Here is a 16,181-nt window from a genome sequence, read left to right as displayed (position 1 = left end):
GGGTCGACGGCGCCCTTTTTCATGCGCATCGCGCCTCTATTGGCCGAACGGCACCTCGGTGCGCGGGCCTGCCGGGCGCGCCTTGGGCGGCCAGCCCTGGACGCAATAGTCGTTCCAGAAATTGAGCTGCCAGGCCGAGCGCCACTGATACAGCCAGTTGTCGCATTCGGCCTTGCTGCGGAAGCAGCCATCGGCGGTGCGCCCTTCGATGAAGTCGACATTCCACGGCGACTGGCGACGACCCGTGAAATGGCCGTACCAGAGCTGCCCGGGCGGGATCGAGGCCGCCATCTTGCGGCAGTCGCCGCCGGGAAAGGTCCCGGTGAATTCATAGGCCTCGGCCGGGCCACCGGCCGCCCCCAGCATGAAACCGGCGAAGATCGCCGCCGACGCAATCGCTTTCCCGCGCATGGCACTTCCCTCCACGGCCGGCGAAAGGTCGCGGCCGGCACCTTGTCAATCTATGCGCCTGGCGGGCGACGGAAAGGGGCGGCCTAAAGCCAGCGGATCATTCGCAGCCAGGCCACCAGCCCGACGCCGAGCCCGGCGGCGAGGATCGTCACGGCCCAGAAGCCGTTCGGGTCCTGCGAGCCGGGAATGCCCTCCACATTCATGCCCATCAACCCGGTAATCAGCGTCAGCGGAGCGAAGATCACCGTCACCGCCGCCAGCACCAGCATGGAGCGGTTCATCTGCTCGGCGCGCCGTTCCACCATCTGGTCGTAGATGACGGCGGCGCGGTCGCGTACCGAATCCAGTTCCTCGGCGAAGCGCGTCACCCGATCGGCCGCCTCGCGCAGCCGGTTGCGGTCGCGGGGCGAGAGCCATTCGGCGTCTTCCAGCGAAAAGTGGTTCAGCGCTTCGCGCTGCGGAGCGATATAGCGGCGCAGGATGATGGCGACGCGCCGCACCTCGGAGACCTTCGGGCTCAGATTGGACAGGGTGGCGCTCAGCACCTGCTCTTCCAGCTCGTCCGCCTGCTCCGCCAGCGCGGTGATCACCGTGTCCATGCGGTCGACCAGGCGCATGGAGAGATCGGCGACGAACTCGCCCGGCGTGCGCGGCGCCCGCCCGCGCTGGATCGCGTCCTCGAAGTCCCCCACCGCCGACAGCGCCTTCCGGCGCACTGAAACGATGCGGTGCGGCTCCACCCAGAAGCGGATGGAGTGCATCTCGTCCGGCAGCGAGTAGGGCATCAAATTGATGCCGCGCAGATTGAGGAAGGCACCATTGTCGAACAGCGCGCAGCGCGGGCGCGTCTCCGCCGCCACCATCGATTCGAGGATCGAATGGTCGATGCCGCTGTGATCGGTCAGCCAGGAGCTGCGGTTATAGCGATGTTCGAGCTGCTGAAGGTTGATCCACTGGAAGCGTTCCCCGGCCGGCACGCCCTGCCCGATCTCCTCCCAGCCGATCCGCCGCGCCCCGCCATTGCCGTCGAACGTCCAGGCGGAAACGAGACCTTCTTTATCGTGATCGGGCAAAGCCTGGCTCCTGCGTTTCGCGAATGAATGGCAGATGAACGCCCCCGATGGAATGCGTTCAGTTTGATGAACCTTTTGCAACAGCGGGTTCAGATTGGGTTCGGTAGCAGGCGGCTAGGGTAGCGTTCATCAAAGGCCACACCGGCCCGCGAGCGACAAGCAGCGTCCATCCGAGGATTTCGCCATGATCGGCTTCACCAAGACCAGCAAGCTCGTCGCGCTCGCTCTCGCGGGCGCTACCCTCCTCGCCGCCGTTCCCGCCGCCGCCGATGGTTGGCGTGGCCCGGGCTGGCGCGGCCATGGTGGCGGCGGCCCCGGCTGGGGGCGTCCCGGCTACGGCCCGGGCTGGCGTGGTCCCGGCTGGGGCGGCCCCGGCTATTATTACGGCCCGCGTCGCAACAATAACGGCGCCGCCGTCGCCGCCGGCATCATTGGCGGCCTCGCCGTCGGTGCCATCGCGGCCGGCGCCGCCAACAATTATTACCGTCCGAGCTGCTGGACAGAGACGCGCACGCTCTACAACAGCTGGGGCCAGCCCTATTACCGCGATGTCGAGGTCTGCCGCTGAACGGCACCCTCTCCTTCCCAAGGCGCGACGGACGAGCGGGCGGCGGAGCGATCCGTCGCCCTTCGCGTGTCGGGCCGGCCTCTCGCACATGCCCCCTTGCGCCTCAGTTCCCCGCCGGCTGCGGCTCCACCTTGACAATGCCGCTGCGGTCGAGCCCGGCGAGAGCCGTGGCCACCGCCACGCCGCCAACCTTCAGCTCGGGGGCGAGCTCGCTCAGCGGAATCAGCGCGAAGGCCCGCTCCATCATGCGCGGATGCGGGATTTCGAGATCCGGCTCGGCCACCACCTCGTCGCCATAGAGCAATATGTCGATGTCAATGGTGCGCGGCCCGAAGCGCACTTCGCGGCTGCGGTCGCGGCCAAAGGCGTGCTCGACGCCGAGCAGCATATGCAGCAGCTCCCGCGCCGAAAGCTCGGTCTCCACCGCCACCACCATGTTGAGATAGGGCCCCTGCGGCACCGGCCCCCAGGGCGGGGTCTCGTAGAGCGAGGAACGGGCGATGATCTTCAGCCCCGTGCGGGCGATCAGCCCTACCGCCTTCGCCATGGTGCCGGCGCGGTCGCCGAGATTGGAGCCGAGGCAGAGATAGGCCACGGCCTTCTCGACCTTGCGAGGCCGGCGAACGAAGAACTCGGGCGGCAGCTTAGGAGGCATGGAGGATAGCCTCCGTCACCCGCGCCGCCTGCACATGGGCGGCCACGTCATGCACGCGGATGATGGCGCAGCCGGCGCGGATGCCCAACACATTGGAGGCGATGGTGCCCGGCAGGCGCTCCGCCGGCGTGGTCTCGATCACCTTGCCGATCAGCGATTTGCGCGAGGTGCCGAGCAGGATCGGGAAGCCGAACCTGCCGAATTCCGCCAGCGAGGCCAGCGCCTTGAGATTCTGCTCGAAGGTCTTGCCGAAGCCGATGCCGGGATCGAGGCTGATGCGCTCGGCGCGGATGCCGGCGCGCGCCGCGCGCTCCAGCGCCTGCTCGAAAAAGCCGAGGATGTCGGCGACGATGTCGACCGCGGGGTCGACATTCGCCCGGTTGTGCATCGCCACCACGCCGGCGTCATAGGCGGCGGCGACCCGCGCCATCTCGGGGTCGCCCATCAACCCCCATATGTCATTGACGATGCAGGCGCCGGCCTTCAGCGCCGCTTCGGCCACCACCGCCTTCTGAGTGTCGACGGAAAGCGGTACCGGCAGCCCGGCCAGCGCCTCGACCGCCGGCAGCACGCGGCGCAGCTCTTCCTCCGCCGGCACCGGCGTGTGGCCGGGGCGGGTGGATTCGCCGCCAATGTCGAGAATATCCGCCCCCTCCGCCACCAGCCGGTGGGCATTGGCCCGCGCGTCGTCGAGCGCGGCGCTGCGCCCGCCATCGGAGAAGGAATCCGGCGTGACATTGAGAATGCCCATCACCAGCGTGCGGCCGGCATAGTCGAGCCGGTGGCCGCGCGCCTCGAAAATGCGCTCTGTGGGCGGGAGGAGAGAGGCCATCATGTTCCCGGCGTTGCTGTCTTGTCTCCCAAATCGCCCGCCGCGCGGCGGAACGCAAGCGCCGGCCGCCAACTCGCCGTCCTCCCCGCTTGCCGAACCGCCCCCGCCTGCGCTCTAAAGGAGGCGACGCGAGCGTGCGCAGGAGACGACCATGTCCGGTGACACCGACGGCAGGATTTTCGTCGGGCGAAGCCCATCGAGCGAGGGCGGCAAGGCGGAATATCTCGCGCTGAAGCTCGCCAACCGCCACGGCCTTGCCACTGGCGCCACCGGCACCGGCAAGACGGTCACGCTGCAGACGCTGGCGGAGGGCTTTTCCCGCGCCGGCGTCCCGGTCTTCGCCGCCGACATCAAGGGCGACCTCTCCGGCATCGGCATGCCCGGCGAGGGGCAGGACTGGATCGTCAAGCGCTGCGCGGAGATCGGCATCGACTATGTGCCGGACGAATTCCCGGTCATCTTCTGGGACCTGTTCGGCGAGCAGGGCCATCCGGTGCGCGCCACCGTTTCGGAGATGGGCCCGCTGCTGCTGGCGCGGCTGATGGACCTCAACGACGTGCAGGAAGGCGTGCTCAACGTCGTCTTCCGCATCGCCGACGAGCAGGGCCTGCTGCTGCTCGACCTGAAGGACCTGCGCGCCATGCTCGCTTTCGTGGCGGAGAATGCGGGCAAGCTCACCACCACCTATGGCAATGTCTCGCCCGCGACCGTCGGCGCCATTCAGCGGGCGCTGCTGGTGCTGGAGAATCAGGGCGCCGACAAATTCTTCGGCGAGCCGGCGCTGAAAATCACCGACCTCATGCGGGTCGAGCCGCGCTCGGGCTACGGCACCATCTCGCTGCTGGCGGCGGACAAGCTGATGGGCTCGCCCCGGCTCTATGCCTCCTTCCTGCTGTGGCTGCTGTCGGAACTGTTCGAGGAGCTTCCCGAGATCGGCGACCCGGACAAGCCGAAGATCGTGTTCTTTTTCGACGAGGCGCATCTGCTGTTCGACGAGGCGCCCAAGGCGCTGCTGCAGAAAATCGAGCAGGTGGTGCGGCTCATCCGCTCCAAGGGCGTCGGCGTCTATTTCGTCACCCAGAACCCGCTCGATGTGCCCGACAGCGTGCTTTCCCAGCTCGGCAACCGGGTGCAGCACGCGCTGCGCGCCTTCACCCCGCGCGACCAGAAGGCGGTGAAGGCGGCGGCCGACACCTTCCGCCCCAACCCGAAGCTGAACACGGCGCAGGTCATCACCGAGCTTGGCAAGGGCGAGGCGCTGGTCTCGATGCTGGAGGGCAATGGAACGCCCTCCATGGTCGAGCGCACGCTCATCGCCCCGCCCGCCGCCCGCGTCGGCCCGATCACGCCCGAACTGCGCAAGGTCGCGCTTGCCCAGAGCCCGGTGCGCCACGCCTATGACGAGACGCTGGACCGTGAATCCGCCTATGAGATCCTCGCCAAGCGCGCCGAACAGGCCACCGCGCCTGAGCCCTCCCCCGCGCCGGCCGAAGCCGAGGCGCAAAGCGGCGGCTGGCTGTCCGACGCGCTCGGCGGTATTTTCCGGCGCGGCCCGCGCGGTGGCATGAGCATGGGCGAGCGCATGGTCAACCAGGTGACGCGGCAGGTCACCAATGAGGTGACCAAGGCCATTCTACGCAACGTGCTGGGCGGCGCGCGCCGACGGTAAGCTCCCAGCGCACCCTCATGGCCGGGCTTGACCCGGCCACCCAGTCCTTGACGGAGGCGCAAGGTGTCTGGGTCCCCGGGGCAAGCCCGGGGATGAGGCGGAAAAGGCCTTCAGAAAACACAACAAGGACTCCCGGCCATGGCCGCTCTCTCCAGCACAGACCTCGACCGCGTGCTCGCGGCCGTCGACGCCGATCTCGACGCCTCGCTCGCGCGTCTGTTCGCCTTTCTCCGCATCCCCTCCATCTCCACCGATCGCGCCTATGCCGCCGAGTGCCGGCGCGCCGGGCAGTGGCTGGCGGACGACCTCGCCACGCTCGGCCTCACCGCCAAGCTGAACGACACACCTGGCCACCCCATCGTCACCGGCACCTTGTCCGGGGGCGCGGCGCGGCGGGTGATGTTCTACGGCCATTACGACGTGCAGCCGGTCGATCCGCTTGACCTGTGGGACAGCCCGCCCTTCGAGCCGCGCATTGTCGAGAATGCGGAGGGCGTGAAGCGGATCGTCGCCCGCGGCTCCTCCGACGATAAGGGCCAGGTGATGACCTTCGTCGAGGCCTGCCGCGCCTATATCCGCACCACGGGGAGCCTGCCGGTCGATGTGGCGATCGTCGTCGAGGGCGAGGAGGAGAGCGGCTCGGCCAATATCGGCCCGTTCCTTGAGTCTCATAAGGATGAGCTGAAGGCCGACCTCGCCCTCGTCTGCGACACCGGCATGTGGGACGCGCAGACCCCGGCCATCATCCTCTCCCTGCGCGGGCTGATGCATGACGAGTTCATCGTGCGCTGCGCCGATCGCGACCTGCATTCCGGCTATTATGGCGGCGCCGCCGCCAACCCGCTGCATGTGATCTCGAAGATCATCGGCGGCGTGCACGGGGCGGACGGGCGGATCACCATTCCCGGCTTTTATGACGGCGTCGTCGAGCCGTCCGAGCATATGCGCGAATCCTGGTCCAAGCTCGACCTGACGACGGAGAACTTCCTCGGCCCCGTTGGTCTCTCCCAACCCATCGGCGAGAAGGATCGGCTGCTGATCGAGATGGTGTCGACCCGCCCGACCTTCGAGGTCAACGGCATGTGGGGCGGCTATACCGGCGAGGGTGCCAAGACCGTCATCCCCTCCATCGCCACCGCCAAGATCACCTGCCGCCTCGTGGCGGACCAGGACCCTGCCCATGTGCGCGATTGCGTGCGCGCCTATGTCCGCTCCCAGCTGCCGCCCGACTGCACGGTCGAATTCCTCAGCGGCGAGGGCAACCCCGCCGTGGCTGTCGCTCATGACAACCCACTGCTGGCCAGGGCCGCGAGCGCGCTCGGCGACGAATGGGGCGCGCCGGCCGTCACCTATGGCGAGGGCGGCTCCATCCCCGTGGTCGGCCAGTTCAAGAAGGTGCTGGGGCAGGACACACTGCTGGTCGGCTTCGCGCTGGACGATGACCGCATCCACTCGCCGAACGAGAAATACGACCTTACCTCCTTCCACAAGGGCATTCGCAGCTGGGTCCGTATCCTGGCGGCGCTGGCGGAGTAGCTGTTATGTCGCATCACTGGACGCAGACCTGGAGCTTCTTCAACGGCGACTGGCAGGAGGGCAATATCCCGATCATGGGGGTGCGCACGCATGCCGCCTGGCTCGGCACCTCGGTGTTCGACGGCGCCCGCGCCTTTGAAGGGGTGACGCCGGACCTTGCGCAGCATTGCGCGCGGGTGAACCGGTCCGCCGTCGCGATGGGCCTGAAGCCCCTCGTCTCGGTGGAACAATGGGTCGAACTGACCCATGAGGGCATCAAGCGCTTCGCGCCGAATGCCGCGCTCTACATCCGCCCGATGTATTGGGCGGAATATCCCGGTGCGCGCACGGTCGATGCCGACCCGGAATCGACCCGCTGGTGCCTCAGCCTCTACGAGGCCGGCATGCCGAGCCCCGACCACGGAACCGCGATCACCCTGTCGCGCTACCGCCGCCCCACCCTCGAATGCGCCGTCACCGACGCCAAGGCCGGCTGCCTCTACCCCAATAACAGCCGGGCGCTGGTGGAGGCGCATCAGCGCGGCTTCGACAATGCCGTGCTGTGCGACATGATCGGCAATGTCGCCGAGCTCGCCACCGCCAATGTGTTTCTGGCCAAAGACGGCGTCGCCTTCACCCCGGCGCCGAACGGCACCTTTCTCGCCGGCATCACCCGCACCCGCACGGCCGGCCTGCTGCGCGCGGCGGGGATCGAGGTGGTAGAGGGCGCGCTCACCTGGCGGGACTTCCTGGAGGCGGACGAGATCTTCTCCACCGGCAATTATTCCAAGGTGACGCCGGTGACGCGCATCGAGGATCGCGATCTCCAGCCCGGCCCGGTCTATCGCCGGGCGCGCGAACTCTATTGGGAGTTCGCCCATTCCTGAAGTGTCGCCCGCCGCCCCGCTTCCCGCCCTCGAAACCCTCGTCGAGGGCGTCCGCTCCGGCCACCGGGCGACGCTTGCCCGCGCGATCACGCTGGTGGAATCGCGCAAGCCGACGCACCGGGCGCAGGCGGGCGCGCTGCTGCAGGCGCTGCTGCCACAGACCGGGCGCGCCATCCGCGTCGGCATCACCGGCGTGCCGGGGGTCGGCAAGTCGACCACCATCGATTCGCTCGGCAGCCATCTGATCGCGCAGGGCCACAAGGTGGCGGTGCTGGCGGTGGACCCTTCCTCCTCGCGCACCGGCGGCTCGATCCTCGGCGACAAGACGCGCATGGGGCGGCTGGCGCTGGAGGAGCGCGCCTTCATTCGCCCCTCCCCTGCCGCCGGCACGCTGGGCGGCGTCGCCGCGCGCACCCGCGAGACGATGCTGCTGTGCGAGGCGGCGGGCTATGACGTGGTCCTCGTCGAGACGGTCGGCGTCGGCCAGTCGGAGACGGCGGTGGCCGACATGACCGATACCTTCCTCGTGCTCATGCTGCCGGGCGCCGGCGACGAGTTGCAGGGCATCAAGAAGGGCATCATCGAGCTGGCCGACATCGTCGCCGTGAACAAGGCCGACGGCGCCAACCTCACCCGCGCCAAGGCGGCGGCGAGCGAGTACCGCGCCGCGCTGCATGTGCTGGGCGGGCGCGAGCCGTTCTGGTCGACACCGGTGCTCACCTATTCCGGCCTCACCGGCGAGGGCATCGCCCCGCTCTGGGATGAGGTGCTGCGGCACCGGGCACGCAGCGAGGCGGCGGGGGCGTTCGGCACGCGGCGCAGCGGCCAGCAGGTGAAATGGATGTGGACCCTGTTCGACGAGCGGGTGCGCGAGAAGATGCGCGCCGAGCCGGCGCTGCGGGCGCAGCTGCCGGGCATCGAGCACGCCGTCGCGGCCGGAGAGCTGTCGCCGACGCTCGGTGCCACGAAGATCGCCGAACTCTTCGGCTGGGCGGATGGTTGAGCGCTCGGACTCGCAAAAAAGCCGAAATGATGGAAGAATATTTAAGAACACGGCGACGGTTCCTGGTCGGCACCGAATTGGCAAGCTCGACCAGAAGGAGTGACGGATATCATCATGCAGGATCTGCCCACGCTGTCCGGCCAGCGCGTCTTCGTTGTGGAGGACGAGACCCTGGTCGCGATGATGATCGAGGGCATGCTTGAGGAGCTCGGCGCCACGGTCGTCGGCAATGAATCGCGCTTCGACGATGCGCTGAATTTCGTTGCCGCCCGCCATGGCGAGATCGACGTCGCCATGCTCGACCTCAATCTCGGCACCCGCCACAGCTATGACATCGCCGAGGCGATCGCCAGCCACGGCATCCCGATCGTGTTCTCCACCGGCTATTCCGACAGCGCCATCGATGCCGCCTGGCGCAATTGTCCGGTGCTGAACAAGCCGTTCCAGCTTTCCGATCTGCAGGGCGCGCTGTCGCGGGCGCTGGACAAGCGCGCCGCCTGATGCCCGCCGGGCGCGATGCCTGTCCGGACGCCGCCCCTCTGACCGCGCCGACGGTGCTCATCACCGGCTTCGGCCGCTTTCCCGGCATGCCGGCGAACCCGTCCGCCGGCTTCGCCCGCCGGCTGGCGCGGGGGCGCCGCGTTGCGGGAGCGCAGGTCGCGCTGCATCTGCTGCCGACACGCTGGGACGAGGCCGCCGCCTTCCCCGCCCTGCTGGAGTGCACCAAGCCCGATATCGTGCTGATGCTCGGCGTCGCCGCCCGGCGCCGGTATGTGTCGGTCGAGCGCGTCGCGCGCAACGCCACGGGCGTTTTTCCTGATGCCGCCCACCGCCGCCCCGCCAGCCGCCCGCTGCAACCCGGCGCGCCGGCAGAGCTCGAAATGACCGCCCGGCCGGCGCCGCTGCTGGCGGCTTTGCGCGCGGCAGGGGTGCCGGCGCATGTCTCGCGCCATGCCGGCCGCTATGTCTGCAATGCGCTGGCCTGGAGCGCCTATGGCTGGGCGCGGGCTGGGCGCCGCGGCGATGGCGGCCCGCGCCTGGCGGTCTTCGTCCATGTGCCGCTGCCGCGCCCCGGAAGGCTCGCGCCAGCGTGCCTCACCCACGGGCTGGAGACGCTGCTCGCGGCGCTGCTGGCCCAGTTCCACCAGAGCCGCCCGCACGGGTGAGCCGTCGCTAAACGAGGAAGGCGGACGCCGCGACGCGCGCGACCTCCGCCCCCGTCGATGCCAAAGCTCTCAGGGCTGGCGCTCGGGCACCTGTACCGTGACCTTCATCGAGGCGTACCACGCCGCGAGATTGGCGATGTCGGCATCGCTCAGATCCTTGGAAACCACCGTCATCATTTCGTTGACGCGGCGGCCGGCGCGGAAATCCTCCAGCGCCTTGACCAGATAGACCTCCTGCTGGCCGGCGAGATTGGCCGCCGTCGGCAGTTGGGCAATGCCGTCGGTGCCGTGGCACACGGCGCATTGGGCGGAGGCCTTGGCGCGGCCGGCCTTGGCGTCCTGCGCCATGGCGGGGGCGCAGCCCAGCGCCGCCGCGAGCAGCGACGCGCAGATCATCCGTTTCATCGATTGTTCCCGGCAAGAAAAAATGTGCCCCCGCGCCCGAAGGCGCAGGGGCGAGGCTGCGGCCCGCTTACTTCTCGTAGGAGATGCGGTAGATCGCCCCCGACGTGTCGTCCGCCACCAGCAGCGAACCGTCGTTCAGCTGCGCCACCGAGGCCGGACGGCCGAGATATTCGCCGTCGACCAGCCAGCCCTCGGCGAAGGGCTCGGTCTTGGCGACGGTGCCGTCCTCGTTCAGCGAGGTGAACATCACCCGCGCGCCGACCGGGTCGGTGCGGTTCCACGAGCCGTGCTGCACCGAGAAGATGCCGCCGCGATACTGCGCCGGAAACTGCTTGCCGGTGTAGAAGGTCATGCCGAGATCGGCGGCATGGGCGTCCATCTCCACCTGCGGCTTCACCGAATCGGCCGGCGGCGTCTGGTCCTTGTATTCGACGGTGCGGACATTGCCGCCGCCGAAATAGGGGAAGCCGAACGTCTGGCCAAGCTCGGTGGAGCGGTTCAGCTCGCCGGGCGGGATAGTGTCGCCCATGCCGTCGACCTGATTATCGGTGAACCACAGGGTCTTGTCCTTCGGGTTGAAGTCCATGCCCACCGAATTGCGGATACCCCACGCATAGACCTCGCGGTTCTTGCCGTCGCGCTCCATCCGCACGATGCCGCCAATGCCGGCCTTCTTGTAGAGGTCGTATTTCTCCGGCGCGAAGACGTTGAAGGGCTGCCCGAGCGTGATGTAGAGCTTGTTATCAGGCCCGATACGGCAGACGCGGGCGGTGTGGTTGTAGGATTCCTCGCCCGGCGGGATCAGTTCGCCCTGCTTCACCACCTCGAAGGCGGCCACATCCGGCCCCTCATAGAAATACTCGGCGGCGGGGAAGAGCAGCACGCGGTTCTGCTCGGCGACGAACAGGAAGCCGTCCTTGGAGAAGCAGACGCCGTGCGGCAGCTTGAACTGGATCGAGGGCGCGAACACCTTGACCTCGTCGGCGACGCGGTCCTTGTCGCGGTCGGTGACGGCCCATACCTTCGACTTGCGGGTGCCGACGAAGACGGCGCCGGTGGTCGGGCCCACCGCCATCTCGCGCGCGTCAGGCACGATGGCGTAGAGCGCGATCTTGAAGCCGTCCGGCAGCTTGATGCCGGCCAGCGTCTTGTTGAACGCATCCACACGCGGGCCGGTCTGCGGCACCGTTTCCATTTCCATGGAGGCGCCGGTCTGCTGGAAGTTCGAGAGCTTCTGCATATTGTCGGTCGACTGGGCATAAGCCGAAGCCGAGAGCATCACCGCGCCCGCGAACATGGTGGATGCGAGAAGCGCAGCGTTGCGCGAACCGCGCCGGAAAAGAGACATGGGGTTTCCTCCTGGACATCCCGGACCTCGTTCGGGTCCGTTGACGCGGCACGCTAGCATGCCTTACGCGAACGTTAAGTCAGCAACGCTGGCGTATCCGCCACTAAATCAACTGGGCGGACAAAAAATATTACCACGTGAGGATCTGTACTAGCCCACTACTACATTAATTGCTGCGATACCGTCAGACATTATCTTTGATAATGTATTATAGCACCAGCCCCACGCAGGGCGCCCGCCCGTCCGGCGCCCGGCGTTAAATCCTTGTTGGGCGAATCCTGCTATGGGCTAACGACGCCCCGACGCTGCCGGACCTGCCCGTGACGATCTATCTGCCGATAGCGGAACTGCCGGTGAACATCTTCACGCTGCTGGCGCTGGGGATCGCGGTCGGCTTCATCTCCGGCATGTTCGGCGTCGGCGGCGGCTTCCTGATGACGCCGCTGCTCATCTTCCTCGGCGTGCCGCCGGCGGTGGCGGTGGCAAGCGTGTCGACCCACATGGCCGCCTCCTCCTTTTCCGGCACGCTCACCTATCTCCGGCGGGGGCTGGTGGATGTCCGATTAGGCCTTGTGCTGCTGACAGGCGGCCTCACCGGCACGCTGGCCGGCGTCGTCGCCTTCATGCTGCTCCGCCGGTATGGCCAGCTCGATCTGGTGATCGCCGTCACCTATATCGTGATGCTCGGCACCATCGGCTCGCTGATGGTGGCGGAGAGCCTGCGGGCGCTGCTGCGCGAATGGCGCGGCGAGAAGGCCAATGTGAAGCGGCCGGGGGCGCATCCCTGGTTCCTGCGCATGCCGTTCAAGATGCGGTTCCGCCAGTCGCGCATCTATGTCTCGGTCATCCCCGTGGTGACGATCGGCTTCGCAATCGGCTTTCTCGGCGCGCTGATGGGCATTGGCGGCGGCTTCATCCTGGTGCCGGCGCTGATCTATCTGCTGCGCGTGCCCACCCTCACCTCCATCGCCACCGCTTTGATGCTGACCCTGGTGACGATGACCGCCGCCATCCTCATGCACGCCGTGCTCAACCAGACGGTGGATGCCGTGCTGGGCCTGGTGCTGATGGTGGGCGGCACCATCGGGGCGCAGTTCGGCGCCCGCGCCGGGCAGGCGATGCCGGCGGAGAGGCTACGCCTGCTGCTGGGCCTGCTGGTGCTTGCCGTCGGCCTGCGCGTCGCCGTCGACCAGATCGTCACCCCGGCCGATTTCTACGCCGTCTCCATCGATGAGGCGGCGCGATGAGACGGCTCGCCGCGCCGCTGCTCCTCTTCGCGCTGGCGCTGGCGCTGGCCGGCGGCGATGCGCGCGGCGCCGAGCTGGTGCTCTCGCTGTCCAAGGCCCGCGTCACCATCACCTCGAACTTCACCGGCGACACGATCGTGCTGTTCGGCGTCATCGCTCCCGGCGAGGCGGCGACGCCGGCCCGCCCGCAGGATGTCATCGTCACTGTGCGCGGGCCGAGCGAGAGCTTCACCACCTGGCGTAAGGAGCGCTTTCTCGGCCTGTGGGTGAATGCCGACAGCCGCAGCTTCCTTGCCGCGCCTTCCTATCTCGCCGTCTTCACCAGCCGCGCCCCGGCACTGATCGCGGAGGCGGAAATCCTGCGGCAGGAACAGGTGGGGCTCGACAATAACCATCTGCTGCAACGCATTGGCTCGGACTATGCCGATGTGGTGCCGCAGGACCCGTTCCGGCAGGCGTTTCTGCGGGTGAAGCAGGCGCAGGGGCTGTATTTCGAGCGGCCGGCAGGGGTCGAGTTCATCGCGCCGAACGTGTTTCGCGCGACCATCCCCATTCCCGGCACCGCCCCCATCGGCCCTTATGAGGTGGTGGTGAAGACCTTTGCCGATGGCGCGCTGGTCAGCCGGGGGGCGCTGGACCTGGAAGTGGCGAAGATCGATTTCGAGCAGACGGTCGCCACAACAGCGCAGGACCATCCCTGGCTCTACGGCCTCGCCACCGCGCTGATGGCGCTCGCGGTCGGCTTCATCGCCAATCTCGCCTTCCGCCGCGACTGACACTTACACCACAGGTTCCGGCGCGATGGCGATGCCCGCCCGCTCCAGCACCATTGCCGCCTGCAGCGCCTTGTCCTCCCGCCACGGGGCGGCGATGAGCTGCACGCCGATCGGCAGGCGCTCGCCGGTGGCGATGGGCGCGGCGGCGACCGGCAGGCCGATGAAGGAGATCGGCTGGGTGTAGATGCCGATATTCGGCCGCACCAGCATTTCCTGCCCGTCGAGCACGAAGGTCGTCTGCCCGCCGCGCGGCGCCGGCACCGGGGTCGAGGGCGCGATCAGCACGTCCCAATCGGCGAACAGTTCCAGCGCCCGGTCGCGGAACCAGCGGCGGAAGATCTGCGCCCGGGCGATCCAGCGCGCCGGCAGCACCGCCCCGGCGAGCAGGCGCTCGCGCACCGCCGGGTCGAAATCCATCGGTCGTTCGCGCAGCCGCCCCTCATGCAGCGCCGCCCCTTCCGCCATGGAGATGAGATAGGCCGCCGCCCGCGCCCGCTCCACCTCCGGCAGCTCCACCGTGCGCGTGGCGCCCAGCGCCTTGGCGGCGCGCGCCACCGCCTCATAGGCCCGGGGCGTGCCCTGCCGGGCGAACCAGCCGCCGAGCACCGCCACCTTGAGGTCGCCGGGCGAATCGAGGCGCGCCAGCGTTGGTTCGGCGGGCTGGTCGGCGAGCGCGGGATCGTCGGCATCGGGGCCGAGCAGCGCGTCATACGTTGCGGCGAGGTCGCCGACATGGCGGGCGAAGGGGCCGAGATGGTCGAGGCTGGCGACAAAAGGAAAGCTGCGCGCCCGCGACAGCCGGCCATAGGTCGGCTTCAGCCCGAAAATGCCGCAGAAGGAGGACGGCACCCGGATCGAGCCATTGGTGTCGGAGCCGAGCGCCAGCGGCACCAGTCTGCCGCCCACCGCCGCTCCCGAGCCGCCGGAGGAACCGCCGGACATATGCGCGTGGTCGTGCGGATTGGCGGAGCGGCCGTCATGCACATTCTCGCCGGTGAAGTCATAGGCATATTCGCCCATGTTGAGCCCGCCGAGGCACACCGCCCCGGCCGCGTTCATCCGCTCCACCAGCGTCGCGTCGCGCAAGGCGGGTTCCCGGTCGCGGTTGATCTTCGAGCCCGCCCGTGTCGGCAGACCCTTGAGATCGAACAGGTTCTTCGCCGCGAAGGGCACGCCGGCCAGCGGACCCAGCGCCTGCCCGCCGGCGCGGGCGGCATCGAGCGCGTCGGCCTCGGCCAGCGCGCGGTCGCGCGTCACATCGGTGAAGGCGTTCAGCACCGGGTCGACCGCCGCGATTCGCGCCAGCGCCGCCTGCGTCACCGCGCGGGCGCTCACCCGCCCCGCGCGCACCGCCGCCGCCAGCTCGCAGGCCGGCCCGGCGAGCAGGGTCGCGGCGTCGGCATCGGGGGACATGGGCGCGCTCATGGCCGGTAGACCGGGGCCGGCTCGGCCTCGTCGGGCAGCGCAAAATCTGTCACCAGCGCGGCCATTGCCAGCGCGGTTTCAAGATGCATCAGCACGCGCGGGCGCAGTTCCGGCTCCAGCGGCAGCGACGCGACCTTCAGCCCCGCATCGAGCAGCGCCGCGCTCCCCGATTCGTCCGCCGGCCCTGTCTGCATGCGATGCCTCCCCCGGCTGAGCGCCTGTGTCCATCCTGCTCATACAGGAAGCATGCCACGCGCCATCCCCCTCCGCGAGGCCCGCCACACCAGGCCGGAGGGCGGGTTGTCCACGGCGTTTGCGGAAGCGTGCGCGGTGGCCTTGCAAAGCGCCGGCCGCCAAAGTAGGTTCCGCGCCGTTCTGGCACGCAGCTGTAGCTCAGTTGGTTAGAGCGCCGGTCTGTGGAACCGGAGGTCGGTGGTTCGAGCCCACCCAGCTGTACCAGAATTCCCATCGCCCCTATTCTCTTCGCCGGATGGTGCGGCGCGCCCTGGGTGCGCCGCACCGGCGCCGTTTTTCGCAAGGCCCTCATGCGCCGTCCGGCGGCATCGGCCGGCGGCATCGGCACACGGCAGGAGGGGCGGCATGGAGCGTAACCCGGTCTTCGTCTTCGGCTCGAACCTCGCCGGCATTCATGCGGGCGGGGCGGCACGCTGGGCGCATGACAACCGGGGCGCGGAATGGGGCGTCGGCTTCGGCCTCACCGGCACCGCCTTCGCCATTCCCACCAAGGATTGGGACATCGAGACGCTGCCGCTGCCGGACATCCAGAAATATGTCCGCCGCTTCCTGAAATTCGCTGCCGCCCGGCCGGACCTCACCTTCCAGCTGACGCCGATCGGCTGCGGCCTTGCCGGCTACACCCCCGCCGACATCGCCCCGATGTTCAGGGACGCCTCGGCCAATGTGATGCTGCCGGACGCATTCAAGGAAGCGCTGGGCCAGCAGGGCGCGGGCGAATAGGCCGGGCGAGCGCCTTCAGCGCGTGTCGCAGATATAGAGCGACATGTCGGCGCCGGCGGCGCGCAGTTCCAGCCACACATCCGGCCGCACCCGCACCCGCCCGCCCCTTTTGCGGGCATAGGCGAGCGCGAACGCCTCGGCGGCGCGCACACGCTCTTCGTTCAGTGGCGGGGATGCGGGAATCGGGCGCATCAGCATCGGGGGGGAGATCAATGTCATCGGC

General features: G+C 68.5%; 19 protein-coding genes and 1 tRNA gene. 11 read left to right on the top strand and 9 right to left on the bottom strand.

Features of this window, described 5'->3' with window-relative positions:
- Positions 1–36: 36 nt before the first annotated feature.
- Positions 37–411, bottom strand: coding sequence for a hypothetical protein (locus tag A3M1_RS0115170; protein WP_018389835.1), 375 nt, complete (start codon positions 409–411; stop codon positions 37–39).
- An 83-nt stretch (positions 412–494) separates the two neighbouring features.
- Entirely contained in the window at positions 495–1,484 is a 990-nt protein-coding gene (locus A3M1_RS0115165) for a zinc transporter ZntB (RefSeq protein ID WP_018389834.1), read from the bottom strand.
- Positions 1,485–1,668: 184 nt separating this feature from the next.
- Here A3M1_RS0115165 and A3M1_RS0115160 point away from each other — a divergent pair, with 184 nt between their 5' ends.
- A complete protein-coding gene (locus A3M1_RS0115160; RefSeq protein WP_018389833.1) occupies positions 1,669–2,052 on the top strand; it encodes a hypothetical protein in 384 nt (127 codons plus the stop codon).
- A gap of 103 nt (positions 2,053–2,155) precedes the next feature.
- Here A3M1_RS0115160 and folK read toward each other — a convergent pair whose 3' ends face one another.
- Entirely contained in the window at positions 2,156–2,707 is a 552-nt protein-coding gene (gene folK / locus A3M1_RS0115155) for a 2-amino-4-hydroxy-6-hydroxymethyldihydropteridine diphosphokinase (protein ID WP_018389832.1), read from the bottom strand.
- Positions 2,697–3,539, bottom strand: coding sequence for a dihydropteroate synthase (gene folP / locus A3M1_RS0115150; protein WP_018964067.1), 843 nt, complete (start codon positions 3,537–3,539; stop codon positions 2,697–2,699). The genes folK and folP overlap by 11 nt, the downstream gene beginning before the upstream one ends.
- Before the next feature lie 151 nt (positions 3,540–3,690).
- Here folP and A3M1_RS0115145 point away from each other — a divergent pair, with 151 nt between their 5' ends.
- The 6 genes from A3M1_RS0115145 to A3M1_RS0115120 all read left to right on the top strand — a co-directional run bounded on the left by A3M1_RS0115145 (position 3,691) and on the right by A3M1_RS0115120 (position 9,779).
- Complete coding sequence (locus tag A3M1_RS0115145; protein WP_018389830.1) at positions 3,691–5,208, top strand: helicase HerA-like domain-containing protein; 1,518 nt, start codon at positions 3,691–3,693, stop codon at positions 5,206–5,208.
- A 138-nt stretch (positions 5,209–5,346) separates the two neighbouring features.
- Complete coding sequence (locus A3M1_RS0115140; RefSeq protein ID WP_018389829.1) at positions 5,347–6,744, top strand: dipeptidase; 1,398 nt, start codon at positions 5,347–5,349, stop codon at positions 6,742–6,744.
- Positions 6,745–6,749: 5 nt separating this feature from the next.
- On the top strand, positions 6,750–7,610 hold the full coding sequence (locus A3M1_RS0115135; RefSeq protein WP_018389828.1) for a branched-chain amino acid aminotransferase: 861 nt from the start codon (positions 6,750–6,752) through the stop codon (positions 7,608–7,610).
- A gap of 1 nt (position 7,611) precedes the next feature.
- Complete coding sequence (gene meaB / locus A3M1_RS0115130; protein ID WP_018389827.1) at positions 7,612–8,613, top strand: methylmalonyl Co-A mutase-associated GTPase MeaB; 1,002 nt, start codon at positions 7,612–7,614, stop codon at positions 8,611–8,613.
- Between the two features lie 114 nt (positions 8,614–8,727).
- Positions 8,728–9,114 carry a response regulator gene (locus A3M1_RS0115125; RefSeq protein ID WP_018389826.1) on the top strand — a complete coding sequence of 129 codons (387 nt, stop codon included), beginning with the start codon at positions 8,728–8,730 and terminating at the stop codon, positions 9,112–9,114.
- Positions 9,114–9,779: a hypothetical protein gene (locus tag A3M1_RS0115120; RefSeq protein ID WP_018389825.1), complete on the top strand. Its 666-nt coding sequence runs from the start codon at positions 9,114–9,116 to the stop codon at positions 9,777–9,779. The genes A3M1_RS0115125 and A3M1_RS0115120 overlap by 1 nt, the downstream gene beginning before the upstream one ends.
- A 69-nt stretch (positions 9,780–9,848) precedes the next feature.
- Here the strand turns inward: A3M1_RS0115120 and A3M1_RS0115115 are convergent, their stop codons facing one another.
- On the bottom strand, positions 9,849–10,184 hold the full coding sequence (locus tag A3M1_RS0115115) for a cytochrome c (protein WP_018964068.1): 336 nt from the start codon (positions 10,182–10,184) through the stop codon (positions 9,849–9,851).
- Between the two features lie 67 nt (positions 10,185–10,251).
- Positions 10,252–11,532, bottom strand: a complete 1,281-nt coding sequence (locus tag A3M1_RS0115110) for a sorbosone dehydrogenase family protein (protein WP_018389823.1) — start codon at positions 11,530–11,532, stop codon at positions 10,252–10,254.
- Between the two features lie 320 nt (positions 11,533–11,852).
- Here A3M1_RS0115110 and A3M1_RS0115105 point away from each other — a divergent pair, with 320 nt between their 5' ends.
- Positions 11,853–12,779 (top strand): sulfite exporter TauE/SafE family protein, encoded by a 927-nt coding sequence (locus A3M1_RS0115105; RefSeq protein WP_018389822.1) that lies wholly within the window; start codon positions 11,853–11,855, stop codon positions 12,777–12,779.
- Positions 12,776–13,555: a TIGR02186 family protein gene (locus A3M1_RS0115100; protein WP_018389821.1), complete on the top strand. Its 780-nt coding sequence runs from the start codon at positions 12,776–12,778 to the stop codon at positions 13,553–13,555. The genes A3M1_RS0115105 and A3M1_RS0115100 overlap by 4 nt, the downstream gene beginning before the upstream one ends.
- Before the next feature lie 3 nt (positions 13,556–13,558).
- Here the strand turns inward: A3M1_RS0115100 and A3M1_RS0115095 are convergent, their stop codons facing one another.
- Both A3M1_RS0115095 and A3M1_RS0115090 read right to left on the bottom strand, forming a co-directional pair.
- Positions 13,559–14,968 carry an AtzE family amidohydrolase gene (locus tag A3M1_RS0115095; RefSeq protein ID WP_018389820.1) on the bottom strand — a complete coding sequence of 470 codons (1,410 nt, stop codon included), beginning with the start codon at positions 14,966–14,968 and terminating at the stop codon, positions 13,559–13,561.
- 8 nt (positions 14,969–14,976) lie between these two features.
- Entirely contained in the window at positions 14,977–15,174 is a 198-nt protein-coding gene (locus A3M1_RS0115090) for a DUF4089 domain-containing protein (protein WP_018389819.1), read from the bottom strand.
- Between the two features lie 188 nt (positions 15,175–15,362).
- Here A3M1_RS0115090 and A3M1_RS0115085 point away from each other — a divergent pair.
- Positions 15,363–15,439: transfer RNA gene (locus A3M1_RS0115085), tRNA-His, on the top strand.
- A gap of 141 nt (positions 15,440–15,580) precedes the next feature.
- On the top strand, positions 15,581–15,958 hold the full coding sequence (locus A3M1_RS0115080) for a hypothetical protein (protein ID WP_018389818.1): 378 nt from the start codon (positions 15,581–15,583) through the stop codon (positions 15,956–15,958).
- 15 nt (positions 15,959–15,973) lie between these two features.
- Here A3M1_RS0115080 and A3M1_RS0115075 read toward each other — a convergent pair whose 3' ends face one another.
- On the bottom strand, positions 15,974–16,177 hold the full coding sequence (locus A3M1_RS0115075) for a hypothetical protein (RefSeq protein WP_245261687.1): 204 nt from the start codon (positions 16,175–16,177) through the stop codon (positions 15,974–15,976).
- Between the last annotated feature and the right edge of the window lie 4 nt (positions 16,178–16,181).

It is taken from the genome of Ancylobacter sp. FA202 (assembly GCF_000380205.1).
Taxonomy (GTDB): Bacteria; Pseudomonadota; Alphaproteobacteria; order Rhizobiales; family Xanthobacteraceae; genus Ancylobacter.
This window is presented reverse-complemented; position numbering and strand designations above follow the sequence as displayed.